The organism is Kribbella sp. NPDC051952 (assembly GCF_040680855.1).
In the GTDB taxonomy this organism is placed as follows: domain Bacteria; phylum Actinomycetota; class Actinomycetes; order Propionibacteriales; family Kribbellaceae; genus Kribbella.
In genome coordinates this window covers 48,752-71,108 of record NZ_JBFAXQ010000017.1, presented here as the reverse complement: position 1 = coordinate 71,108, position 22,357 = coordinate 48,752, and the positions used below count along the sequence as shown (strand labels likewise).

General features: G+C 67.1%; 19 protein-coding genes. 11 read left to right on the top strand and 8 right to left on the bottom strand.

Annotated features, from left to right (window positions below; translation table 11 throughout):
• Positions 1 to 19 precede the first annotated feature (19 nt).
• The 3 genes from AB0L70_RS28090 (at position 20) to AB0L70_RS28080 (ending at position 3,918) form a co-directional block, all read left to right on the top strand.
• Positions 20 to 631 carry an ATP-dependent Clp protease proteolytic subunit gene (locus tag AB0L70_RS28090; RefSeq protein ID WP_363689281.1) on the top strand — a complete coding sequence of 204 codons (612 nt, stop codon included), beginning with the start codon at positions 20 to 22 and terminating at the stop codon, positions 629 to 631.
• Positions 632 to 892: 261 nt separating this feature from the next.
• Positions 893 to 2,188 carry an ATP-dependent Clp protease ATP-binding subunit ClpX gene (gene clpX, locus AB0L70_RS28085; RefSeq protein WP_363689279.1) on the top strand — a complete coding sequence of 432 codons (1,296 nt, stop codon included), beginning with the start codon at positions 893 to 895 and terminating at the stop codon, positions 2,186 to 2,188.
• Between the two features lie 104 nt (positions 2,189 to 2,292).
• Complete coding sequence (locus tag AB0L70_RS28080; RefSeq protein WP_363689277.1) at positions 2,293 to 3,918, top strand: alpha/beta hydrolase; 1,626 nt, start codon at positions 2,293 to 2,295, stop codon at positions 3,916 to 3,918.
• On the opposite strand, the gene AB0L70_RS28075 is transcribed toward AB0L70_RS28080, so the two are convergent.
• From AB0L70_RS28075 to AB0L70_RS28045, 7 genes are read right to left on the bottom strand one after another with little or no spacing between them, the layout of a single operon-like run.
• Positions 3,881 to 5,188: a glutamate-1-semialdehyde 2,1-aminomutase gene (locus AB0L70_RS28075; protein ID WP_363689275.1), complete on the bottom strand. Its 1,308-nt coding sequence runs from the start codon at positions 5,186 to 5,188 to the stop codon at positions 3,881 to 3,883. The two genes, AB0L70_RS28080 and AB0L70_RS28075, sit on opposite strands and share 38 nt — an antisense overlap.
• A gap of 22 nt (positions 5,189 to 5,210) precedes the next feature.
• Positions 5,211 to 6,584 (bottom strand): hypothetical protein, encoded by a 1,374-nt coding sequence (locus AB0L70_RS28070; protein ID WP_363689273.1) that lies wholly within the window; start codon positions 6,582 to 6,584, stop codon positions 5,211 to 5,213.
• The gene (locus AB0L70_RS28065; protein WP_363689271.1) at positions 6,577 to 7,377 is read right to left on the bottom strand and encodes an amidohydrolase family protein; all 801 of its coding nucleotides are present in this window, start codon (positions 7,375 to 7,377) and stop codon (positions 6,577 to 6,579) included. Before AB0L70_RS28065 ends, AB0L70_RS28070 begins: the two co-directional genes overlap by 8 nt.
• Positions 7,374 to 8,243: an amidohydrolase family protein gene (locus AB0L70_RS28060; protein ID WP_363689269.1), complete on the bottom strand. Its 870-nt coding sequence runs from the start codon at positions 8,241 to 8,243 to the stop codon at positions 7,374 to 7,376. Before AB0L70_RS28060 ends, AB0L70_RS28065 begins: the two co-directional genes overlap by 4 nt.
• Positions 8,236 to 10,440 carry a heparinase II/III family protein gene (locus AB0L70_RS28055; RefSeq protein ID WP_363689267.1) on the bottom strand — a complete coding sequence of 735 codons (2,205 nt, stop codon included), beginning with the start codon at positions 10,438 to 10,440 and terminating at the stop codon, positions 8,236 to 8,238. Before AB0L70_RS28055 ends, AB0L70_RS28060 begins: the two co-directional genes overlap by 8 nt.
• On the bottom strand, positions 10,437 to 11,492 hold the full coding sequence (locus tag AB0L70_RS28050; protein WP_363689265.1) for a Gfo/Idh/MocA family oxidoreductase: 1,056 nt from the start codon (positions 11,490 to 11,492) through the stop codon (positions 10,437 to 10,439). Before AB0L70_RS28050 ends, AB0L70_RS28055 begins: the two co-directional genes overlap by 4 nt.
• A gap of 4 nt (positions 11,493 to 11,496) precedes the next feature.
• The gene (locus AB0L70_RS28045; RefSeq protein ID WP_363689263.1) at positions 11,497 to 12,810 is read right to left on the bottom strand and encodes a sugar ABC transporter substrate-binding protein; all 1,314 of its coding nucleotides are present in this window, start codon (positions 12,808 to 12,810) and stop codon (positions 11,497 to 11,499) included.
• Between the two features lie 232 nt (positions 12,811 to 13,042).
• Here AB0L70_RS28045 and AB0L70_RS28040 point away from each other — a divergent pair, with 232 nt between their 5' ends.
• From AB0L70_RS28040 to AB0L70_RS28005, 8 genes are read left to right on the top strand one after another with little or no spacing between them, the layout of a single operon-like run.
• A complete protein-coding gene (locus tag AB0L70_RS28040; RefSeq protein ID WP_363689261.1) occupies positions 13,043 to 13,924 on the top strand; it encodes a sugar ABC transporter permease in 882 nt (293 codons plus the stop codon).
• Entirely contained in the window at positions 13,924 to 14,817 is an 894-nt protein-coding gene (locus AB0L70_RS28035) for a carbohydrate ABC transporter permease (protein ID WP_363689259.1), read from the top strand. Before AB0L70_RS28040 ends, AB0L70_RS28035 begins: the two co-directional genes overlap by 1 nt.
• A 56-nt stretch (positions 14,818 to 14,873) precedes the next feature.
• A complete protein-coding gene (locus tag AB0L70_RS28030) occupies positions 14,874 to 16,406 on the top strand; it encodes a hypothetical protein (protein WP_363689257.1) in 1,533 nt (510 codons plus the stop codon).
• Between the two features lie 11 nt (positions 16,407 to 16,417).
• The gene (locus AB0L70_RS28025; protein WP_363689255.1) at positions 16,418 to 17,959 is read left to right on the top strand and encodes a hypothetical protein; all 1,542 of its coding nucleotides are present in this window, start codon (positions 16,418 to 16,420) and stop codon (positions 17,957 to 17,959) included.
• Positions 17,956 to 18,780: a fumarylacetoacetate hydrolase family protein gene (locus AB0L70_RS28020; protein ID WP_363689253.1), complete on the top strand. Its 825-nt coding sequence runs from the start codon at positions 17,956 to 17,958 to the stop codon at positions 18,778 to 18,780. Before AB0L70_RS28025 ends, AB0L70_RS28020 begins: the two co-directional genes overlap by 4 nt.
• Positions 18,780 to 19,520 carry a 6-phosphogluconolactonase gene (locus AB0L70_RS28015; protein ID WP_363689251.1) on the top strand — a complete coding sequence of 247 codons (741 nt, stop codon included), beginning with the start codon at positions 18,780 to 18,782 and terminating at the stop codon, positions 19,518 to 19,520. The genes AB0L70_RS28020 and AB0L70_RS28015 overlap by 1 nt, the downstream gene beginning before the upstream one ends.
• Positions 19,513 to 20,256, top strand: a complete 744-nt coding sequence (locus tag AB0L70_RS28010) for a sugar isomerase domain-containing protein (RefSeq protein WP_363689249.1) — start codon at positions 19,513 to 19,515, stop codon at positions 20,254 to 20,256. Before AB0L70_RS28015 ends, AB0L70_RS28010 begins: the two co-directional genes overlap by 8 nt.
• On the top strand, positions 20,247 to 21,383 hold the full coding sequence (locus AB0L70_RS28005) for an amidohydrolase family protein (RefSeq protein ID WP_363689247.1): 1,137 nt from the start codon (positions 20,247 to 20,249) through the stop codon (positions 21,381 to 21,383). The genes AB0L70_RS28010 and AB0L70_RS28005 overlap by 10 nt, the downstream gene beginning before the upstream one ends.
• Here AB0L70_RS28005 and AB0L70_RS28000 read toward each other — a convergent pair whose 3' ends face one another.
• On the bottom strand, positions 21,384 to 22,235 hold the full coding sequence (locus AB0L70_RS28000) for an SDR family oxidoreductase (RefSeq protein ID WP_363689245.1): 852 nt from the start codon (positions 22,233 to 22,235) through the stop codon (positions 21,384 to 21,386).
• Between the last annotated feature and the right edge of the window lie 122 nt (positions 22,236 to 22,357).

Here is a 22,357-nt window from a genome sequence, read left to right as displayed (position 1 = left end):
GTCAGTTAAGGACGCACCCATGAACTACTTCATCCCGCAGTGGGAGGAGCGCACGTCGTACGGCATGCGCCGGATCGACCCCTACACGAAGCTGTTCGAGGACCGCATCATCTTCCTCGGTACGCCGATCACCGACGAGATCGCCAACGCGGTGATGGCACAGCTGCTGTGCCTGCAGTCGATGGACTCCGACCGCGACATCAGCATCTACATCAACTCCCCGGGCGGCTCGTTCACCGCGCTGACCGCGATCTACGACACCGTCCGCTACATCAAGCCGGACGTGCAGACGGTCTGCCTGGGCCAGGCGGCCTCCGCCGCCGCGGTCCTGCTCGCGGCCGGTACGCCGGGCAAGCGGCTCGCGCTGCCGAACAGCCGGATCATCATCCACCAGCCGGCCACCGAGGGCACCTACGGGCAGTCCAGCGACATCGAGATCCAGGCGAACGAGATCCTCCGCCTGCGCGCGCTGCTGGAGAAGATGATCGCCGAGGCCAGCGGCAAGTCGCTGGAAGAGGTTTCCCGCGACATCGAGCGGGACAAGTTCCTCACCGCCGACCAGGCCATCGAGTACGGCCTGATCGACGACGTGCTGCAATCCCTCAAGGCCCCGGTTCCCGCCGGCGTCTGAGCAGGCTCCGGGACGCCGGCTCCGGCCGGTGTCCCCGCCTGCGACCCGCCCTGGTAGGCCGGATACGGCACTGTCAAGGGCTCGGCGCGTTCGCCACCGGCGTAGTCACAACCCGGCGGTGGGCGCGGCGTTTCGGCCCCGGACGGGGTACCGTCGAATTCGGATCGGGGTAGTCCATGATCGACCGGTCGGCCCCGGCCCGAGCGGCCCTACGCCCTCCCGGCCCACGGTTCGACTTGCGCATAGAAGGGATCTGTCCCGGTGGCACGCATAGGTGACGGCGGCGACCTGCTGAAGTGCTCGTTCTGCGGTAAGAGCCAGAAGCAGGTCAAGAAGCTCATCGCCGGTCCCGGCGTTTACATCTGCGACGAATGCATCGATCTCTGCAACGAGATCATCGAGGAGGAGCTGAACGAGGGCTCCGAGGTCGGACTCACCGAGCTGCCGAAGCCGCGGGAGATCTACGACTTCCTCAACGCGTACGTTGTCGGACAGGACGTGGCCAAGAAGGCCCTCGCGGTGGCGGTGTACAACCACTACAAGCGGGTCCGCGACGGCCAGGGCAGCTCCAGCGCCGGCCGGCACGCGAAGGACGAGGCCGTCGAGCTGGCCAAGTCGAACATCCTGCTGATCGGCCCGACCGGCTGCGGCAAGACCTACCTCGCCCAGACGCTGGCCCGGATGCTGAACGTTCCGTTCGCCATCGCCGACGCCACCGCGCTGACCGAGGCCGGGTATGTCGGTGAGGACGTCGAGAACATCCTGCTCAAGCTGATCCAGGCGGCCGACTACGACGTCAAGAAGGCCGAGACCGGGATCATCTACATCGACGAGGTCGACAAGATCGCCCGCAAGAGCGAGAACCCGTCGATCACCCGCGATGTCTCCGGCGAAGGCGTGCAGCAGGCGCTGCTGAAGATCCTGGAGGGGACGACGGCCTCCGTGCCGCCGCAGGGTGGCCGCAAGCACCCGCACCAGGAGTTCATCCAGATCGACACCACCAATGTGCTGTTCATCGTCGGTGGCGCGTTCGCCGGTCTGGACCACATGGTCGAGCAGCGCGTCGGCAAGAAGACGCTCGGCTTCAACACCTCCCGCGAGCCGGAGAAGCCGAAAGAGGCCGGCGGGTACGCCGACGTCATGCCGGAGGACCTGCTCAAGTTCGGTCTGATCCCCGAGTTCATCGGCCGGCTTCCGGTGATCACCACGGTGTCCCCGCTGGACCGCGACGCGCTGATCAAGATCCTCTCCGAGCCGAAGAACGCGCTGGTCAAGCAGTACCGGCGGCTGTTCGAGATCGACAACGTCGAGCTGGAGTTCAGCGACGACGCGGTCGAGGCGATCGCCGACCAGGCGCTGCTGCGCGGCACCGGTGCCCGAGGGCTACGGGCGATCATGGAAGAGGTTCTCCTCAACGTGATGTACGAGGTGCCGAGCCGTGAGGACGTCGCCAAGGTCGTCGTCACCGGCGAGGTCGTGCTGGAGAACGTGAACCCCACGCTGATCCCGCGCGACCAGATCGAGCGCAAGCGCGAGCGCCGCGAGAAGACCGCGTAACTCAGACTCCACAAGGGAGGCCGGAAGTCCGCTGTACGGCGGACTTCCGGCCTCCTTCTCGTGGTGGACGCGACCGGAGTGGTCACCCGCCTACGGTCGGTGGCATGAAACGCAGAAGAATCCTCCGAAGACTGTGTGTGGCCGGTGTTGCGTTGGTCCTTCTGACTCCTGCAACGTCCGCCGTCGCCCAACCGACCCAGCCCGTGGCTGTGGTCCCGAAGATCGCGTGGGGGAGTTGTGGCACCGCCCCGGCGCTCAAACCGTTCCAGTGCGCGTCGGTCGAGGTGCCAACCGACTACGACAGACCGCGAGGTGCGACCACGACGATCGCGTTGACCCGGCTGCCTGCGACCGATCCGGCGCACAAGATCGGGACGTTGTTCACCAACCCGGGTGGCCCAGGTGGTTCCGGTGTCGACTTCGTCCAGCAGGCCGGCCAGTCCGCCTACACGCCAGGCGTACGGGCGAAGTTCGACATCCTCGGGTTCGACCCTCGCGGTGTCGGCAAGTCGGATCCCGTGACGTGCTATCCGACCGCTGCAGAGGAGTCTGCCGCGCTCGCGAACGAGCCGCCGTTCCCGCTGGGGGCGAAGGAGGAACGGCAGTTCATCGTGGCGGGCGCGAAGCTCGCGGCCAACTGCCGGCTCACCTCGCCGGACCGGCTCAAGCACTACTCGACATCGAATGTGGCCCGCGATATGGACCTGCTCCGGCAGGCCGTCGGGGACAAGAAGCTGAGCTACGTCGGCTACTCGTACGGCACGTACCTGGGCGCGACGTACGCCAAGCTGTTCCCTAACGACATCCGTGCGCTGGTGCTGGACGGAACCCTCAGCCCGGAGTGGTACTCGGGGTCGAACGGCGACTCCAGTCCGGTCGGCGTACGCCTCAAGCAAGGTGAAGGGGCTTCGGACACCTATGAGCAGTTCCTTGCCGAGTGCAAGAAGGCGGCCGGGAACTGTGTGCTGAACGACCTCGGCGATCCGAAGACCGTCGTCGAGGGCCTGCTCGAGCGGCTGAAGACGCAGCCGATCGACGTCCCGCTGCCGGACGGAACGAGCCTGAAGGTGACGTACGCGATCGCTGTCGCGTTCACGTTCTCCAGCCTCTACGATCCGATCGGCTATCCCGATCTCGCGCAGTTCTTCGCAGAGATGGTGGGCTTGTCGACGAACAAGGCCAAGGCCGCGCGGCAGGCGCCGAACGCCTTGGTCGAGTGGAACCGCCGCAAGGAGGACTACTCCTCGGTCGGCACCGCCTTGCAGCCGTGTGTCGAGGCTCGGCAATCCGGCCGGCCGCTGGCCTATCCGGCGTACGCCGATGCCGCCGACCAGCGGGCACCACACTTCGGCCGGTACCGCTCGTGGGTCGGTCTCCAGTGTGAGTTCATGGGTGTGCGCGACAACGACGCGTTCCTCGGTCCGTGGCCGAACAAGGTGAAGCAGCCTGTCCTCGTCTTCGGCACCCGGCACGACCCGGCCACGCCGTACGAGGCGACCCGCCCGTACGCCGACCTGTGGCCGGACGCGCGGATGGTCATGGTGGAGGGCTGGGGTCACACCACGCTCGGCAAGAGCACGTGCGCCGATGCGATGATCACCAACTACCTGACCCAGCTGAAGGCGCCCGCGGACGGCTCGACCTGTGCCCAGGACCGCAAGCCGTTCGACCCGCTGCCTAGCGGCCAGTCGTCTACAGCGAGGCGAGCACTGAGTCTGCTACCGCAATAGTCTCGTCAATCTGCTCCTCGGTGTGCTCGGTGGACAAGAACCAGAGTCCGCGCGGGACGATGTTGACCCCGGCCGCGTACAGACCCGCGTGGAACCGCGCCATCGTGGCCCGGTCGCAGGCGGCGAACGAGCGGTAGTCAGTCACCTCGGCCTGATCGGTCACGCAGGTCTGGAACACGGGGCCCGGGCCATCGACGAGCAGCGGCACACCGTGCCGCTCGGCTGACGCGCGCAGGCCGGCCATCAACCGCCGGCCTGCCGCGTTCAGCGGTGGGTAGACGGTGTCGCGGTGCTCGTCGAGGTGACGCAGCACGGCGTCCGCCGCGGCCATCGCGACCGGGTGCGAGTTGAACGTGCCCGCATGGGCGACCTTGCCATCGGCGATCGACCCCATCACCTCGCGCGTGCCGACGAGTGCCGAGACCTGCATGCCGCCGGCCATCGCTTTCCCGAAGGCGGCCAGATCGGGTACGACGCCGAGTAGTTCTTGCGCGCCGCCCGGAGCGACTCGGAAGCCGGAGATGATCTCGTCGAAGATCAACAGGGCACCGTGCTGTCGGGTCAGGTCCCGTAGGCCTTCGAGGTAGCCGGCCTTCGGGGTGATGCAGCCGGTGTTGCAGAGCAGGGGCTCGAGGATGACGGCCGCGATCTCGTCGCCGCTCGTGCTGAACACCTCGGCGACCGCGGGCAGATCGTTGTAGGGCAGGACGATCAGGTCGTCGGCGTCGTGGCGGGGCTGGCCGGCCGTGCCGCCGACCGCGGTGGGATGCCGGGCATCACCGGCCAGCGCGAGGTCGGGGTGCACGCTGTACAGAACCGGGTCGAGCCAGCCGTGGTAGTTGCCTTCGAACTTCACGATCTTCGGCCGGCCAGTGTGCCCACGCGCCAGCCGGATCGCGCCGTGCACGGCCTCCGAACCGACGCTGTTGAAGCGGACCAGTTCGGCTGCGGGGATCATGCTGCAGAGGCGTTCGGCGACGACCGCTTCCAGTTCGTGCTGAGCGGCGTACGCGACGCCTCGGCTGACCTGAGCCGAGACTGCCTCCGCGACCAGTGGTGCGGCGTGGCCGAGGAGGTTTGGGCCTTGCCCGAGCACGTAGTCGAGGTATCGGTTGCCGTCGACGTCCCACAGCTCGGCGCCACGGGCGTGGTCGACGAACAGTGGCTGCTCGGCGCGCCGGGCATCGCTGGACACCCCACCGGCGATCACCTGACGGGCACGCTCGTACAGCTTGGTGCTGCGTTCGTAGCCTCGGGCAACGGTTTGCACAATCTCCTCCAAGGGGCGGGGATCAGTCGAGCTTCTCGGTGAGCAGGCGGAACTGCTGGCGGGGCCGGCCACCGCCGGTCGATCGCGCCGGTGGGAGCGGCCAGGCGAGACCCGCCTCGACCAGCTCCTTCAGCATCCGGAGTCCGGTTCGCTGGGTGACCTGCATGATGTCGGCGACGCTCTCGACGTCGACGACGACCTGCTGGCCGGGCGCCGGTGTGGTCGCGGCGGCGATCGAGGTGACGATCTCGAGTGCCCGCGGATCGATCCGTGGCGAACTGTCGACAGGCATGGCTTCGGTCGCGACCGCCGCCGCGGGTGGCAGCTCCGTCCGCGCACTCGTGTCGTCGAGGTACACCGCGACCTTGCCGTCGCGGCTGGCCGAGTCCTCCACGGCCATCAGCGCGTTGGACTCAGCGTCCCGCGCGGTCTGCCCGGCGCCGACCCCGATCGCGACCGGTACGCCGAGCTGCGCGGTCAGTGCGCCCAGAAACGGCGCCACGGTGAACTGTTCGGTCAACCGGACCAACGCGCCGTGCGTGGTCGTGACGAGGTACAGCGTGTCCGAGCGGCGCGTGACCGTCGCGCCGACCTGGCGAGCCTCGGAGAGCAGTCGTTGGTGCGTCATCAACGCGAGCTCCTGCTGCCAGTAGTCGCCGGACTCGGCCCGGGACAAGCCTGCCGGAATCGGCTGTACCGCGATCATCGCCAGCTGGTGCGCACCCATCCGGGTGCCCTGCCCGAGCAGGATCGCGGTCTCGAGCGCATCGCGCACACTCGATCGGATGGGCGCGATTCGCAGCACCGGAATGCCTTGCGCCCGCAGCTCTCGCTCGACCGAGAGGATCGTGGTCAGCGCGACTGTGGTGTGCCGCTGCTCCCACTTCTCCCGGTGGAATGCGGCGAACCCGGCGACCGAGTCAGGACCCTGGTACGGGATGTCGAACACGTCGGCGGTGTCGAGGCCGATCTCGCCGTACGCCTCCTCGACGTCGGCCGCGGAGAGCGAGTCGATGCTGACCCGGCTCAGGTCGACGTCCTCGACCGTCAGGCTGGCCCGGAGCAACGCGGCGTACAGGGCGGCGCCGGTGAGGGGGAGGTGGGTCGATGGGACCGTCAGCCAATGCCCGTCGGTGGCGATGTCGAATACCCACGGACCGGGGAAGACGGCCGAGTCGATCCGGTCGCGGAACTTGAGGTACCGCTCCTCGGCGTCGGCCTGGTCGTCGTACCCGGCGCTGATGAACCGCACCCGGTTGGGCGTCCGCAGCGCCATGTCGAGCCCGACCTCCGCCATCGTCCGCACCAGCTTCTTCGGTCCGAACAGGCCGACCGTGACGGCGGGCAGTCGTTCGCCGGTCGTCGACGGTTCGGCCGGCTGGTTCAAGTCACTCATCGTCAACCCCTGGTCCTTCCGGTAGCGGACGCCACCGGAACAGTCTGCGCGCATTCGCGCTCAGAACATCTTGGCGTTGACTGTCTGTCAGCGGTGCACAGACCACCCGGCCGAGTGACATCCGCTGGTCGATGAAGGGGAAGTCCGAACCGAACAGCACCCGCTCCGCGCCGACCTGCTCGACCATCGCCATGATCAGCGGCCCGGTCATCTGCGAACCGCACACCTCCAACCACAGCGACTCATGTCGTCGGGCGGCCTCGATCGCCTCGTCGACACCGGCTGGGGTGATGCCGGCATGCCCGAGGATCACGGAGGCCCGTGGGTACTTCGTCGCAACCGCCTCGAACAGCGCGGGAGCGTCGTACGCCGATCGATGCTCGGAGTGACTGAGCACCGGGCAGCCTGACTCCTCGGCGAACGCCCACACCGCGTCGTACCGCGCACCGGTCACGGGGTACTTGTGCAAGCTGGGATGCACCTTGATCCCGACGAACCGCTCGTCGTTCGCGAGCCGGTCGAGCTCGCGCTCGGGGTCCTGCCACGGGTTGACGACTGCGTACGCCGCGATCCGGGTGGGGTGCGCGTCGACGGCGGCGAGGGCCTGGGAGTTGCCGAGGTGGGCGTCCTGCTGGATGGCGCGATTCGCGGCGACGACGGTGAACTGGGTCCCGGTCCGATCCATCACGTCGACCATCGTCGAGGCGTCCGGGTCCGGGATGTAGAACAACGAATACGGGCCGAGGTGCGCATGCACATCCACGACTGAGTACGCCGACCGCCGCCCGATCACGCCCGTCCTCCCACTTCGTCCCAAGCCCCGCCGGCGGCGACACCAGCATCCGACGCCCGGGCGTCGTGCGGACCGGCCCCCGGCCGCTCATCGCCCCGCCGCTCGGGTTCGTGGGTGGCGCGCTTGAACAGTTGGAGGGCGTTTTGGGAGCCGATGTGGGTGACTGTTTCGTCGTCGACGCCTGACCAGGCGAGTCGCACGATGCTCTCGCCTGGATCACGGATGCCGAGGCCCGTCGCGAACACCAGCCGGTCACTCAACCCCTGCGCGGCCAACCACTCCACCCCTTGATGGGAAGCAAAGTCGACGAGATCGACGAACAACCGATCGTGATCCCGTAGCGCCGCCCACAGACTGCGCAACTTCCGGTACCCGAGGCTCGAGATCACGATCGACAACGACGGAAACCTCCGCGCAATGTCATCAAGCTCCGACCAACCGATCTCCGCGGCATCCACGCACAGCGGCAACCCGTTCGCCTCCAACCCCGCATACAGGTCGTCGAGCAACGCGGGGGCGTACCCCTGCGAGTGAGGATGGATCCTGAACGCCGCAACGCCTTCATCAACGGCCTGATCGACCAACTTGGCCAGCGAATCCAGCTCACCAGGTGTCGCGGGCACTGCTGTCCAGCAAGCCAGCACACCGCGATCAGCAAGGCTCTGCGCCACCGCAGTGGCCTCAGCGTTTCCACCCAGCGGATCGTGCAACCACGACGCCATCGCGCTCACCAGGGCGCCCGACATCCCGTACGTATCCAGATGGGCCGCGATCGCGTCGCGATCGGTCGGCGGCAGAAGGGATGCCGGATGCGCCCCCGTCACGATCCGGGCATCGAACCAGCCACTGGTGGCGTCGTCAGTCATGGCGCGCCCCCTGGATGGTCCAGCTGCCGGCGTAGGGCAGCGTGAGGTGCACCCAGTCGCGTTCAGCCGGCTCCGCGTCGACGTGCACACCGTCGACCAAGACATGACCCGTCGGCCGGATCCACACTCCACAGCGACCGCTGCAGGTCACGATCAGCCGCATTGCACCATCGACGACGCCGGCGGTGACGTCGACATCCTCGGAGGTCCGCAGCAGCTCGTGATCGCGGTCGACGAGGGATCGCACCTGCCAACCCATTGCCCAGGACAACAACTCCGTCAGCACGTGCGTCCGGGTTGTGCGCACCCAAGTGGAGGACCGCACCCGATCGACCGTGTGCCCGTGGTCGACGGTCAGCTCGTGATCGTCACGGGTGACCCGAACGTTCGGCAACTCCGCCGTCGCATGCGGAACGAGAACAGTGGTGAAGACCCCGGCCTCGCGCTTGAGGGCCAGCGAGTGCAGCGGCCCGTACTCCGCAACGCGACGATCGACCAGCGGACGCCGAGCCGTACCTTCGGACACCTCGGCAGTAGTGGTCGACGCGTCACCTACCTCGACCAGCAGCAGTCCCGGTCCGTCGGCGGACGATGCGTCGTACGTGAGTGGTTCGAGCTCACGCCACGGGTGGACAGAGTGCCAGCACGCGCGGAACGTGTGCGACTCGGCCGGGCTGCTGTCCGAGACTACGACGAACGCGGGCTCCTCCCGAACCAGCGCGATCGTGCGGGACTGCGGTACGCCGTTGCCTTGGTGATGACCGGAGAAGATCGCCAACTGCTCGGTGTCGACCAACGGATCGACGGTCACGCCGCGGTCTGTACTGAGCTCGCGATCGTCCACGAGCACCGTGTTGTGTCCCCGCCCGGATTGATACCAGGTCAGGTACTCCGGATCGTCATAGCTCGGCGGACCACCCGCCTCCCACAGCAGCGGCTGCTGCCACCCGTCGATCGTCAGATCGAGTACGGCGCGATGCGAATGCGACTCGAGCTCGTGCTCGATGTGCGGGCCGTAGTTGATCACCGCCCGCACATCGTTGCCGTGCAGGATCGCATAGCCGGAGTCGGGCAGCACTGTGGTCCTCGGCTGCGACGCCACCGCGGATTGGTCGGCAAGGGTGGCGGCCCAGCGTCGCTGCCTGGCCGGATCCCTCCACTCGGGGAGCATCGCCGCCTCGGCCGCGAACTCCTCAGGCGTCAGCCACTGTGCGGCGATCCGTGCCAGCGCGGGGTTGTCGAGAAGGTAGCTGCCCCGGAGGAGGGCGGTCGCCGGCCACTCGACCTGGCTGTCCTGAAGGTGCGGGATCCAGCCGCCGGAGGAGACCAACGCGCCCAACCAGTCGTGCATGGCCGCCACCTTGGGGTGCGAGGCCAGCTCGGGATCGATCACTGCGACCATCTGCAGCGCGGTCAGGCACATCTTGTGATAGCCGGGTGAGCGCTCGTAGTGCCCGCCGTCCGGGTAGATATCGAGCAGCAGGTGCTCGTCGATCCGTGCGCGTGCCCGCGCCGCCCAGCTGTCGCCTTCGACCAGATCGGGCAGCACGGAGCTGATGTGCAGCAGCTCGGCCGCCGACACCAGCTGCCAGTTGCCGTGCCGGAAGACATCGTGCTCGTCGTACGCCCACCGAGCGCCACCGACCAGAGTGGCGACCATGCGACCCCACACCCGGTCCGACAACGGTGAGTCGGTCAGAACCTCCAATGTGGGAAGGAGATTCCTGCATCGCGCCCAGGTGCCCAGCGAGTACCAGATGACGTCGAGTCCCGGCCACTCACCGGTGAGCGAGTCGCGCTGCTCCACCCAGTCATCCAGGTGCTTCTCGAACGCACGGAGATAGCGGTCCTCGCCGGTGAGCAGCCAGGCGTGGACACCCGGCGACAGCCAGCCCAGGTAGTGGAAGCCGTACCGCCGCGAGCGTCCGTGCTCCCGTCCGGTCACCTCCACCCCGGTGAGCAGCGGCGCCGCCTCGGCCAGAACCGCCTCGGCAGCCGGCGTCGACCGGATCGCCTCGACCCACTCCCACAACGGCCAGGCCGGCCGGCGCTGGTGCTCCGCCACGAACGACCGCAGCGTACCGAGATCGTGGACACCCGGAGGTGACCCGAACGCCTTGATCAGGTCGTCGGTCCCGATCCGGTTGATCCGATCGTCGATATGCCGCGGCTTCTCCGGGCTTGATGTGGCGTTCATGCGTTCCCTGGATCAGGCATCATCGAGACGTCGACGGGCTGCCGGGTCTCGATCGAGGTGTGAGCGGCTTCCAGTACGGCGGTGACGTTGCGGCTGCTCTCGATCGTGATGAGCGGTTGCTTGCCGGTGCGGCAGCACGAGACCCAATGCGCGATCGCGTCGGCGTACGCGCCGGCCGGGATGCCGTGCATGACGCGCTGCAGCATGTTTCTCGGGTACGTGTAGCTGTCCGGCCGAGCGACGACGACGCTCTCCTTCTGCCGGTCCAGCTGGACCACGCCGTCGCTCGCGACCACCGAGACATACGAGTCGACTGTGGTCGGGAAGGTGTTCGGATAGATCCACGCCGACTCGAACGTGGCCACCGCACCTCGTGAGTACTCGGCCTGGATCTGGATGGCGTCCGGCGTCTCGATCCCGAGCGACCGGAGCTTCCCCCATCGAGCAGTCGCGTAGACCCGCTGCACCTGGTCGCGCAGCAGCCAGGAAACCAGGTCGATGTCGTGACTGGACAAGAACCACGCGCACGTCGTCCGGTCCGCCCAGGACAGCATTTCGGTCGGAACGAAGATCGTGTCGTCCTTACGCGCGTACGCAACTGCCCCTTCGCCGAGGTCCGCGAGCAGGTCATGGGCCTGCGCGTACGCCGGAACCCACCGGTGATTGAACAAGCACATCGCCACGACGCCGTTCGCCCGGATCGCCTTGACCGCAGCGTCCGCCTCGGCGACCGAGGTGGTCAAGGGCTTCTCGACCAGGATGTGTTTCCCCGCTGACGCGGCCCGCACCATCATGTCGCCGTGCAGATCATCCGGTGTGGTCAGCACGACGGCATCAACGGACTCGTCCGCCAGCAAGGCATCCAGATCCGGGTGGATCGCCGGCCGGGACGCACCGCGCCCCTCGATCTCGTCGGCCAGCCGACCGGCAGACTCCGCCGAGCGGCTGGTCACCGCCGTGACCTCGACCTCGGGCAACCCGGACAGGGACAAGGCGTTGCCTCGCCCCATGATCCCGGCGCCGACGATCCCGATTCGCACCCCGTTGGTCATCTGCTCATCGGCCCTTCGAGAGAGTGTCGTTCCATGCCTTCTCGGCGGCGTCCAACGCTTCCTTCACCGTCTTCGTACCCGACATGTAGGCCCGGATCTGGTCATCGAAAAGCTGTCGCAACTGGTCGTCGTTGCCGGATCCCATCGAGGCGTCCACGCTGTTCTTGAAGGTCTGCAGCAAGACCTTCCGGGCCTGGTCGGCCGGGGTGTTCCCGGCGATCTGGGTGAAGAACGGATCGGCCAGAGCCTTCACCGACGACGGGTAGATCGGCACCAGCTTGCACAGCGCGAGCTGCTGCTCCGGCGCGGCAACGTACTTCAGCCACGCGGCTGCCGCGGCCTGGTTGTCCGACTTGGCCGGGATGCCCATCACCTGCTGACCGGGCATGTAGAACTTGCCGTCGGCACCGACCACCGGTGGGCCGACCACGATCGAGCCGTAGACGGCGGGGGAGTTCTTCTGGATGTTCAGCAGCGTGCTGGACACGGCAGCTGGGTTGAACGCGATCTGCTTGTTCTCCAGTGACTGAGGCAGGTTGCGCTGGTCCGTGCTGAGGCTCCCTGGAGCGATCGCCCCGGAGCTGAAGGCGGTCTTGAACTTCTCCACCAGCGCGATAGTCTCCGGCGTGTTGAAGGCCGCGGTCTTCCCGTCCTCCGACAGCAGCGGGATGCCGTTGGCCTGCACGACACTGGAGTAGGCCATGAAGTTGGTGGCCGACTTCCCGGTCGCGTCGTGGTAGGACTTCGCCAGCGCGAGCGCGGCGTCGTACGTGGCGGGTGGTTTGGCCGGGTCGAAGCCTGCCTTGGCGAGCAAGTCCTTGTTGTAGAACGCCAGCGACGTGCCGCCGTTGTACCAGGGGATCGCGATCCGCTTGCCGTCGGCAACCAGTGGGTCGGCCAGGTTGGGCAGGTAGGCGGCTACGTCGTCCTTGCTGAACAGGCCGTTCAGGTCGCTCATCGAGCCGGCGAACAGGCCGGTGGTCGCGGAGGTGAAGTTGACGACGTCCGGAACCTTGCCGCTGGCGATCGCGGCCAGCAGCTTGGTGTTGATGTCCTGGCCCGGTACGTCGACCCAGTTGATCTTCACCTTCGGGTGTTCCTTCTGATAGGCGTCGATCCACTTCTGGATGTCCGGCCCGTAGTTCTTCTGGAGGTTGATCGTCCACCACTCGACGTCACCGGAGTAGGCGTCGCCGGACTGCTTCGGGTCGTCGCCGCCGGCCGGACTGCCGGAGACGCAGGCGGACAACGCCAGTGGCAGGGCCAAGACCAACGCGGCCAAGGGCACGAGGCGGCCCTTCAGTAAGGATCGTGCCATCGCGAGCTCCCTTGGGTAGAGCGGATGTCCTAAACGCGGCTTACAGACATCACAGTGTTCGGCATCGATTCGCCGCCGTCAACTCGTTCTCCCCAGCTTTGTGGAAAAGAAGTCGACAGCGGGCCGGGAGAATCGGCTGTGGATTACTGCTTCCGGCTCGGCGCGATGTGAGCTACGGTTTTCGTTAACTCTGAATCTGAAAGCCAGGTTTCGGACAGGAGAGGAGGTCGGTATGCCGAGCCTCACTGGCCGCACGGTCGGTCAGCGCTGGTACACGCCGTATGTGTTCATGCTGCCCGGGCTGCTGTTCTACGCCGCGATGTTCGCCTGGCCGGCCGTGATCGCGATCCAGCTGGCATTCTCCGACTACGACATCGTCAGTCCGATCCGCTTCTCCGGCCTGGACAACTTCGCCCGGCTGCTGCACGACCCCAGGGTCGGGATCGCGCTGCGCAACTCGGCGCTCTTCGTGGTGATGTTCCTGCCGCTGACGGTCGTCGCGCCGCTGTTCCTGGCGATGCTGGTCAACATCAAACTGCGCGCGATCCAGGCGTTCCGGATGCTCTACTACCTGCCGGTGATCACGTCGATGGTCGCGGTGGCAGTCGCCTGGAAGTACGTCTTCAACCGTGAAGGCGTCGTGAACTGGCTGCTCGGCCTGTTCGGTGCCGGACCGATCGACTTCCTGCTCGACCGGCATTGGGCCCTGCCGACCGTCGTGCTGCTGGAGGCCTGGAAGAACGCGGGGCTGTTCATGATGATCTACCTGGCCGGCCTGCAGGCGGTCCCGTCCGAGCAGGTCGAGGCGGCCACGATCGACGGTGCGAACAGTTGGCAACGACTGCGACACGTCATCGTCCCGGCGTTGCGACCGACGTTCGCGGTCACGCTGATCCTCAGCATGCTCGAAGCGATGCGCGCCTTCGAGTCCGTGTACGTGATGACCCGTGGCGGCCCACTCGATTCGACCTTGACCCTCGGCTACTACATCTGGTCGAAGGCCTTCCAGGACTACGACATGGGCTATGCGAGCTCGGTCGGACTGCTGCTGTGGGCGATCATGCTTGTGCTGGCCGGCCTCAACCTTGTAGTGACGCGGCGGAGGGACGGCTGATGGCGGCCCGGCGCCGGCTCGGCCGCACACAGCTGCGGACCAAGCTGCCAGGACGTCCGTCCGCGCAGACTCCTGGGCGGAGGGCGCGGCGGATCGGTCTGTATGTCCTGCTGATCGCGGTAGCAGCGCTCTTCATCGGGCCGTTCCTGATCCTGTTGAGCTCGGCAACCAAGCCGGCCAGCCAGGACGTGTTCGGCTTCCCACCGGACCTGATCCCACGGCCACCGGTGGGCGACTGGTTCCGCGAGGCTTGGACAACGATCCCGTACGCACGCTTCCTGGTGAACTCACTCATCTACGTCGGCATCACGGTCCCGGTCTACCTCGTCGTGTCCGCGCTGACTGCCTACCCGCTGGCCCGGATCGCATTCCGTGGCCGGGGTCTGTTCTTCATGCTGTTCCTGTCGATCATGTTCCTGCCGGGCGAGCTGATGCTGATCCCACGCTTCCTGGTGATGAGCCAGCTCGGCCTGACCGACACGTTCGCCTCGGTGATCCTGCCGGCCGTGCTCTCGTCGCTCGGCATCTTCCTGCTCCGGCAGGCCTTCTCGCAGATCCCCGACGAGATCGTCGAGGCGGCCCGCGTGGACGGCGCGAACGAGTTCGCGATCTTCTGGCGGATCGCCATCCCCATCGTCGCGCCGACACTGGCGGTGCTCGCGATCCTCGGCTTCGTCTCGGTCTGGAACAGCTTCATCTGGCCGATGATCACGCTGACCAGTCAGTCCAAGTTCCCGATCGCGCTCGGTATCGCCTACCTGAGCGGCGTCAGCGGGACCGATGTGCGCGGCCTGGCCGCGGGCACGGTGATCTCGCTGATCCCGGTCGTCGCGGTCTTCCTCCTGCTTCAGAAACGCATCCTCGACAGCATGGGCGGCGCCGTCAAAGGCTGACCGCCGTAGCGCCACCTGCCCACCGCCGCCCGTTCCGTCCACCCCAGTGAGGCATCGTGATCAACACATCGCTCAGTCGTCGTACCCTCTTCCTCGGCTCCGCTGCCGCCGGAGTCGCTGCCTGGACCGGGCTGCCGGCCGGTTCGGCGTTCGCCGCTCCGCTCGTCTACGACTCGCCCGAGGCCTTCGACACGGCTCAGGCGGCCTACCTCGCCACCAATCCCACGAATAACGAGGACGGGAAGTACGCGTGGGGTGAGTCCTACTTCCTGCTCAGTCTGCTCCGGATGTACGAGGCCTATCAGGACGAGCGCTACCTGCGGACCTTCGAGGACCGTGCCGCGCACGTACTGGCGACGACCGATCACGCCCGCGGCGTAGAGGACTACAGCGGCCGGTCAGGCCCGGTCTGGCGCGCGGCCGGCAACTACACGGTCGGCCGCGGTGTGCTTCACGACGGTGACGGGACGCCCGCTGTCGAGATCCGGTGGGCCTGGTCCCGACCGGCCGAGTCGACGGCCGAGGTCTCGAACGTCTCCGGCGAGACCTTCGACCTGGTCCTGCGCAACCCGTTCGTCACCGGCGTCGTCACGTTGCGCGGCGTCTCGCTCGACCCGGCCTCGCCCTCGTACGTCGTGACCGCTGTCAACAAGGCCTTCACCTCATCCTTGCGGTGGACCGCCGCCGATCTGAGGCAGAGCCCGCACTCAGCGCCCGCGCCCGCAGCGACCACAGTCACCTTCACGTCGGACTTCTATGTCTTCGCCGTCCACACCGGCATGGTCGCGTATCCCTTGGCCCGGTACGCGCGGATGGTGTTCGAGGACCCGAAGCTGCGTCGCGGTCCGCGCCGACTTCGGACCGCAGTGAAGCTGCTTGCGGCGGCGACGGCAGCTGTGCAGTTCCACGACGGTGAGTACGTCGCCAACGCGGACGGGACCGGCAACTACGTTTGGCCGAAGGGCGCGCCCGTCCCGTGGGACGGCACCATCCAGCCGTACAACCAGAGCCACGGTCTCGGACTGGTTCAGATCGAGCTGTACCGCGCGACCAAGAGCCGGAGGCACCTGACGAGGGTCAAGGAGTTGCTCAAGGCCTATCGCACCGGCCTCAAGCTCACGGCGGACGGCGCCTACCTCTGGACCTACTGGCCGCCGTACAGCCAGGTGTACGCCGGGTTCACCGCCGCGGCTGGGATCTCGGAGTACACGCCGTCGTTCCCGGCGCAGCGACAGTACGAGGACATCAGCCATGCGGCGATCAGCACCGAGTTCATGCACGCGGCGTACGACGCAGGCATCGATGCCGACCTCGCCACGGAGGTCCAACGGTTTGCGGCGACGTTCACCCATCACATCATCCGGTCGGCGAACGAGGTCTGGTTTGTGATCAACGGGACCTCGGTCCCCGTGCCGGACAACGCGGTGCAGTGCGCGCGGTGGTGCAACTACGCCGAGCAGGACTTGCTCATCTATCAGCAGTCGTTGCGGGTGTACGACGCGCAGCAGCTCAACCCCGTGCAGGGATCGCATGCGCTTGGGATCGCCTACCTGAACTGGGCGAAGCAGTCCGGCTGGACGAACAAGTGAGGCGCCAGGAGATGAGCGCACCCGTCACCCGCCGCACCTTGCTTCTAGGTTCCGCCGCGACCGGAGCCCTGGCCTGGGCCGGCACAACCACGATCCCTAGCTTCGCCAACCGCGCCTCCGCCACCAGTTCTGTCACCGCCCTCGTCTACGACTCACCCGCAGCGTTCGATGCCGCCCAAGCCGGCTACCTCGCGAGCAATCCGATGGACAACGAGGTCGGGCTGTACGCCTGGGGCGAGTCCTACTTCATGCTCTCGCTGCTCCGGATGTACGAGGCCTACCAAGACCTGAAGTACCTGCAGACCTTCGAGCAACGCGCCGCGCATGTGCTCGCGACGACCGACCACGCCCGCGGCGTGACGGACTACCGCGGCCGGTCCGGCAAGGTCTGGCGTACGGCGGGCAACTACACCGCCGGCCACGGCGTACTCCCCGACGGCAGCGGTGCGCCGGCCGTGCAACTGCGCTGGTCCGGAGCCCGGTCAGCCGAGTCGACCGCCGAGGTAGCCAACGTCTCCGGCACCACCTTCGACTTGATCCTCCGCAACCCCGGGACCACGGGCGTCGTGACACTCAGCGGTGTCTCCCTGGATCCGGCGGCGGCGTCGTACGTCGTGACTGCGGTCAACAACGCCTACACGGCAGGGCTTAGATGGACCGCGGCCGATCTGAGGACCTCGCCGCAGTCCGCGCCCGCGCCGGCCGCGGGGACGATTGCCTTCCAGCCGCAGTACTACGTGTTCGGCGTTCACACCGGGATGATCGCGTTCCCGCTCGCTCGGTACGCGCGCATGGTGCTGCAGTCGCCGAGACTGCGGAAGGGTGCTCGCCGGGCCCGGGCCATCCAGCTGCTCAACGCCGCGCGCCAAGCAGTGGCGTTCCACGACGATGAGTACGTCGCGACTGGTGACTACGTCTGGCCGAAGGGCGCGCCGATTCCGTTCGACGGCACGATCCAGCCGTACAACCAGAGTCATGGCCTCGGTCAGGTGCTGGTCGAGCTCTACCGCGTGACGCGGGAGCGTCGCTACCGAACGATGGTCGTTGCGATGCTGACGAGGTACCGCGCCGGCCTGACGCTCGAGGCCGATGGTGCGTACAGCTGGCCGTACTGGCCGCCGTACAGTCAGCTGTATGCCGGATACCCGAAGACCGCGGGGATTTCGGAGTACACGCCGTCGTACCCGGCCTCGCGGCAGATCGAGGACATCAGTCATGCCGCGATCAGTCTCGAGTTCGTGCACGCGGCGTACGACTCGGGGATCGACACCGGTCTCGCGGCGGACGTACAGCGGTTCACCGCGACCTTCACGCAGCGGGTCGTCCGGTCGGCGACCGAGGTCTGGTATCGCGTCGACGGCACTGGAGACGCCGTACCGGCCAATGCAGTGCAGGCGGCGAGGTGGGGTGCATACGCCGAGCAGGACCTGGTCGTCTATCAGCAATCGCTGCGTGTCTACGACGCGGTGCAACTCGTGCCGGTGCAAGGGTCCCATGCATTGGGTATCGCGTACTTGAACTGGGCCAAACAAGCTCCTTGGAGGAAGCAGTGAGATTGCTACGTGTGCACACCGATGCCGGCCTGCGCGACGCCGTACTGACCGAGGACGGTCGGGTGGCGACGCTGGACGGTGAGGTCGAGGCGGCGTACGACGTGGATCGGCTGCGGGAGCGGGCGGCCGGCGCGGACGTGGAGACGGCATCGGCATTTGAGGACGTGCGGTTGGCCGCGCCGCTGAGCCCCGGGAAGATCGTGTGCGTCGGGTTGAACTACGCCGACCACGCGGCCGAAGGCGGTCAGGATGCGCCGGCCGAGCCGATCCTGTTCATGAAGGCGCCGGACACCGTGGTCAGCGCTCGCGACGATGTCGTGATTCCGCGCGGCAGCGAGAAGACCGACTGGGAGGTCGAGCTCGGAGTCGTGATCGGGCGTACGGCGGCGTACCTCGACAGCGAGGCAGAAGCGCTGGACCACGTCGCGGGCTACGTGCTGGTCAACGACGTGTCGGAGCGGCACTTCCAGCTCGAGCGCGGCGGGCAGTGGGACAAGGGGAAGAACGCGCCGACGTTCTGCCCGATCGGTCCGTGGGTGCTGACCGCCGACGAGGTTCCCGATCCGCAGGCGATCAAGCTCGGGCTCGACGTGAACGGCGACGTACTGCAGGACAGTTCGACGGCGCAGATGATCTTCTCCGTCGCGCATCTGGTCCACTACATCTCCCAGTTCATGACGCTGTATCCGGGCGATGTGATCAGCACCGGCACACCGGCCGGTGTCGGCGCCGGGCAGAAGCCACCGCGATTCCTCCGCACCGGTGACGTCCTGAGGGTCTGGGCGGACGGCCTCGGCGAGCAGCACACGCGGCTGGCCTGATGATCGTCGACAAGCTCGCAGTCGAAGTCTTCCTTGATCCGGTGGCGCTGGGTGCCGCGGCTGGGGCCGCAGCCGCCGAGTCCCTGCGCCGGACGATCGAGCAGCAGGGCTCGGCACGGTTGGTCCTCGCCGCCGCGCCGAGTCAGACGCACACCCTCGCCGCGTTGTCTGTTGCTGAGGGCATCGATTGGTCCAAGGTGCAGGCCTTCCACATGGACGAGTACGTCGGCCTCCCCGCCGACGCCGACCAACGGTTCGGCCGCTGGCTGGGCCGGCACTTCACTGCGCCGGCGCCACTGCTCACGTTCGATCCTGATGGTGATGCGGACCCCGCAGCCGAGGCGGACCGCTACACCAAGGCGATCGCGGCCGCGCCGATCGATGTGGTGCTGGCCGGGATCGGGGTGAACGGGCATCTGGCGTTCAACGATCCGCCGGCGGACTTCAGTACGAGCGACCTCGTGCAAGTGGTCGCCCTCGACGAGACCAGTCGGCGGCAACAGGTGGATGAGGGGTTGTTCGCGCAACTCGACGACGTACCGACGCATGCGTGGACGTTGACCGTTCCGTGTCTGCTGTCGGCGCGGGAGATCTTCTGCATGGTGTCCGGTCCCGCGAAGCGCAACGCCGTACGACGGACTCTGCACGGACCTGTGGATCCGGATGTCCCGGCCAGCGTGCTGCGGACGCATTCGCACGCCCGGTTGTTTGTGGATCGGGAGGCGGCAGGGGATGAGTGAGTACCTGACCGCGATCACCACGCTGCTTGGGCGGATCGAGGCCGAGGAAACGGAGTCGGTCGAAGCGGCCGCTCAAGCGATGGCCGAACAAGTCGGGGCCGACCGGTTGATCCAGGTCTATGGGCCAGGCGGGCATTCCAATCTGGCCGCGCAGGAGATCTTCTTCCGCGCCGGTGGACTGATGCACGTCTCGGCGATCCTCGACGAGGGAACGCTGCTGTCGAACGGTGCGCTGCGATCGATGGCGGTCGAGCGGACCGCAGGCTACGGGCGCATCGTGATCGAGAACGCCGAGCTAGGCCCTGACGACCTGCTGATTCTGGTGAACGCCTATGGGATCAACGCAGCGCTTATCGACGCGGCGTTGACCGCGAAAGACCGGGGCGCGCGGACGATCGGCGTGAGTTCACGCGAGCACGCGGAGCGGACGGCGAAGGATCATCCGGCCCGGCATCCGTCGGCCGCCAACCTGCATGAGGTGGTCGACCTGGCGGTGGATACGAAGGTCCCGATCGGGGACGCGGTGATCGAGCTCGACGGGATGTCCGAGCGGGTCGGCGCGGTCTCTACGTTCGCCAACGCGTTCACGCTCAACCTGATGGTGATGCGGACCATCGAGCTGCTGATCGAGCGGGACGTCGTACCGCCGGTGTGGCGGAGTGGGAACGCGCCTGGTGGTGACGAGGCGAACGCGGCCTTCATCGGACGGTTCCGGGAGCGGGTGCGATGGCTGTAGGCAGGCTGTCCGGACGCGATCCGTGGTCGGGCGACGTCCTGCACCTCGAGTACGCCGACGGCCGGATCACCACCATCGACCGAGCGCCCGCGAGTGGCGAGCCGGGGCTGCCTTGGGTCTGCCCCGGGTTGGTGGATCTGCAGGTCAACGGGTACGCCGGGTTCGACTTGAATGGCGACGACCTCTCTGTTGAGACGGTCGTCGGGTTACGGGACGCGTTGCGGCAGGTCGGGGTGACGACATTCGTCCCGACGGTGATCACCGCTGAGGCTGCGCGGTTGCAGCAGGCGATGGAGATCATCGCGGCGGCGCGGCGCCTACATCCTGAGGTTGCGGCTGCGATTCCGTGTGTGCACGTGGAAGGGCCGTTCATCTCGGATCAGGACGGGCCGCGCGGGGCGCACGATATCGCGGAGGTGCGACCGCCGGATCTGGATGAGTTCGAGGCGTGGCAGCGGGCGTCGGGCGGGTTGGTCGGGATCGTCACGGTGTCGCCGCACTGGGCGGGGAGCGCTGAGTTCGTTGCCGCGGTAGTTGCCGCAGGCACTCGGGCGGCGATTGGACATACCCACGCTGACGCAGCGCAGATCCGCAAAGCGGTGGATGCCGGCGCGAGCCTGTCCACGCATCTGGGCAATGGTGCGCATGCGCAGTTGCCGCGGCACCCCAACTACCTGTGGAGCCAGCTGGCCGAGGATCGGCTGCAGGCTGGGTTCATTGCCGACGGCCACCATCTGCCGAGGGACACGTTCATTGCGATGGTTCGGGCGAAGGGCGTGGACCGGTCGTTCCTGGTGTCTGATTCGGTCGCGGTCGGCGGGCAGACACCCGGGATCTACTCGTCACCCGTCGGAGGTGAGGTCGAGCTGACCGATGACGGGCGACTGCTGGTGCGAGGTACGCCGTACCTCGCCGGAGCGGCCGCCCCACTCGCGGACGGCGTCGCGTGGGCAGCCAACGCCTTCTCGCTCCCCGAGGCGCTCACGATGGCCACCACCAACCCCCGCCGCATCATCGGCGGGCCGGTGACGGGGGAGTTGGAGGTGGGCACACGCGTTGCAGACGTGATCACCTTTGAGTGGCGGCCAGGAGATCTAAGGTTGAGAGGACTAAGTCCGCTTCCATGACTACTTCTTCAGTGCCACTGCGATCGCATCGGCGAGTGGGGTAGTTGGACGGCCGATCAGGCGGGCCAGGTCGGAGCCACGTCCGGCCAGGAGTCCACGCTCGATCGCGTTGTCGACGCCGACGAACAGCTGAGCCACCGGCTCAGGTAGCCCCGCGGCGACCAGCACCTCGGCATGGGCCGACGGCGAAACGTTGTTGTAGGCAACTTCCTGACCAGCCTGCTTCGACAGCTCCGCCGCGTACTCGGTCAGCGTCCACGAGGTGTCCCCGTTCAGCTCGTACGCCGCCTTCTCATGACCCTCCCCGGTCAGGACGACGGCCGCCGCGGCAGCGTAGTCGCGCCGGGAAGCCGACCCGATCCGACCGTCACCCGCGCTACCGACCACACCATGCTCGAGCTGTACGCCGATCTGCTCGGTGTAGACCTCGTGGTACCACCCGTTGCGGAGGAATGTGTACGGCAGACCCGAGTCGAGGATCGCCTGCTCGGTCGCCCGGTGGTCAGCGGCCAGATCGAAATCGGCCTCCGGCCCGCCGAGCACACTCGTGTAGGCGATTCGTACGGCGCCGGCTGCCTTGGCCGCGTCGATCACGGACTGGTGCTGCGCCCGCCGATTCGGCTCGAGGCCGGAGATCAACAGGACCGTGTCGCCGGCGCGGAACGCGGTGGCCAGCGCGGCCGGGTCGTTGTAGTCGGCGATCCGGACCTCGACGCCACGGGCCGCGATCGGAGCGGCCTTCTCGGCGTTCCGGGCGACCGCGACCACCTGGTCGGCCGGTACCCGCTGCAGCAGTTCATCGATGACTAGCTGGCCGAGGTGACCGGTGGCGGCGGTGACGACGATGCTCATCCGTACTCCTTGTTGTTTAGGCTTGTACTACCGACCTTAGGCAGGCAAGAGAAGCGGATCTATGTCCATAGATCGCTGATTCATGTCCCATCGTCTTGAGTGGCGCGAGTATGATTCCCACC

What these genes read in the sequence shown, in the direction of transcription:
- AB0L70_RS28040 (WP_363689261.1), top strand. Translation starts at nt 13,043, where the DNA reads ATGCCGAGCCTCACTGGCCGCACGGTCGGTCAGCGCTGGTACACGCCG.
- AB0L70_RS28015 (WP_363689251.1), top strand. Translation starts at nt 18,780, where the DNA reads ATGATCGTCGACAAGCTCGCAGTCGAAGTCTTCCTTGATCCGGTGGCG.
- AB0L70_RS28050 (WP_363689265.1), bottom strand. Translation starts at nt 11,492, where the DNA reads ATGACCAACGGGGTGCGAATCGGGATCGTCGGCGCCGGGATCATGGGG.
- AB0L70_RS28010 (WP_363689249.1), top strand. Translation starts at nt 19,513, where the DNA reads ATGAGTGAGTACCTGACCGCGATCACCACGCTGCTTGGGCGGATCGAG.
- AB0L70_RS28055 (WP_363689267.1), bottom strand. Translation starts at nt 10,440, where the DNA reads ATGAACGCCACATCAAGCCCGGAGAAGCCGCGGCATATCGACGATCGG.
- AB0L70_RS28070 (WP_363689273.1), bottom strand. Translation starts at nt 6,584, where the DNA reads ATGAGTGACTTGAACCAGCCGGCCGAACCGTCGACGACCGGCGAACGA.
- AB0L70_RS28000 (WP_363689245.1), bottom strand. Translation starts at nt 22,235, where the DNA reads ATGAGCATCGTCGTCACCGCCGCCACCGGTCACCTCGGCCAGCTAGTC.
- AB0L70_RS28045 (WP_363689263.1), bottom strand. Translation starts at nt 12,810, where the DNA reads ATGGCACGATCCTTACTGAAGGGCCGCCTCGTGCCCTTGGCCGCGTTG.
- AB0L70_RS28080 (WP_363689277.1), top strand. Translation starts at nt 2,293, where the DNA reads ATGAAACGCAGAAGAATCCTCCGAAGACTGTGTGTGGCCGGTGTTGCG.
- AB0L70_RS28025 (WP_363689255.1), top strand. Translation starts at nt 16,418, where the DNA reads ATGAGCGCACCCGTCACCCGCCGCACCTTGCTTCTAGGTTCCGCCGCG.
- AB0L70_RS28090 (WP_363689281.1), top strand. Translation starts at nt 20, where the DNA reads ATGAACTACTTCATCCCGCAGTGGGAGGAGCGCACGTCGTACGGCATG.
- AB0L70_RS28005 (WP_363689247.1), top strand. Translation starts at nt 20,247, where the DNA reads ATGGCTGTAGGCAGGCTGTCCGGACGCGATCCGTGGTCGGGCGACGTC.
- AB0L70_RS28060 (WP_363689269.1), bottom strand. Translation starts at nt 8,243, where the DNA reads ATGACTGACGACGCCACCAGTGGCTGGTTCGATGCCCGGATCGTGACG.
- AB0L70_RS28035 (WP_363689259.1), top strand. Translation starts at nt 13,924, where the DNA reads ATGGCGGCCCGGCGCCGGCTCGGCCGCACACAGCTGCGGACCAAGCTG.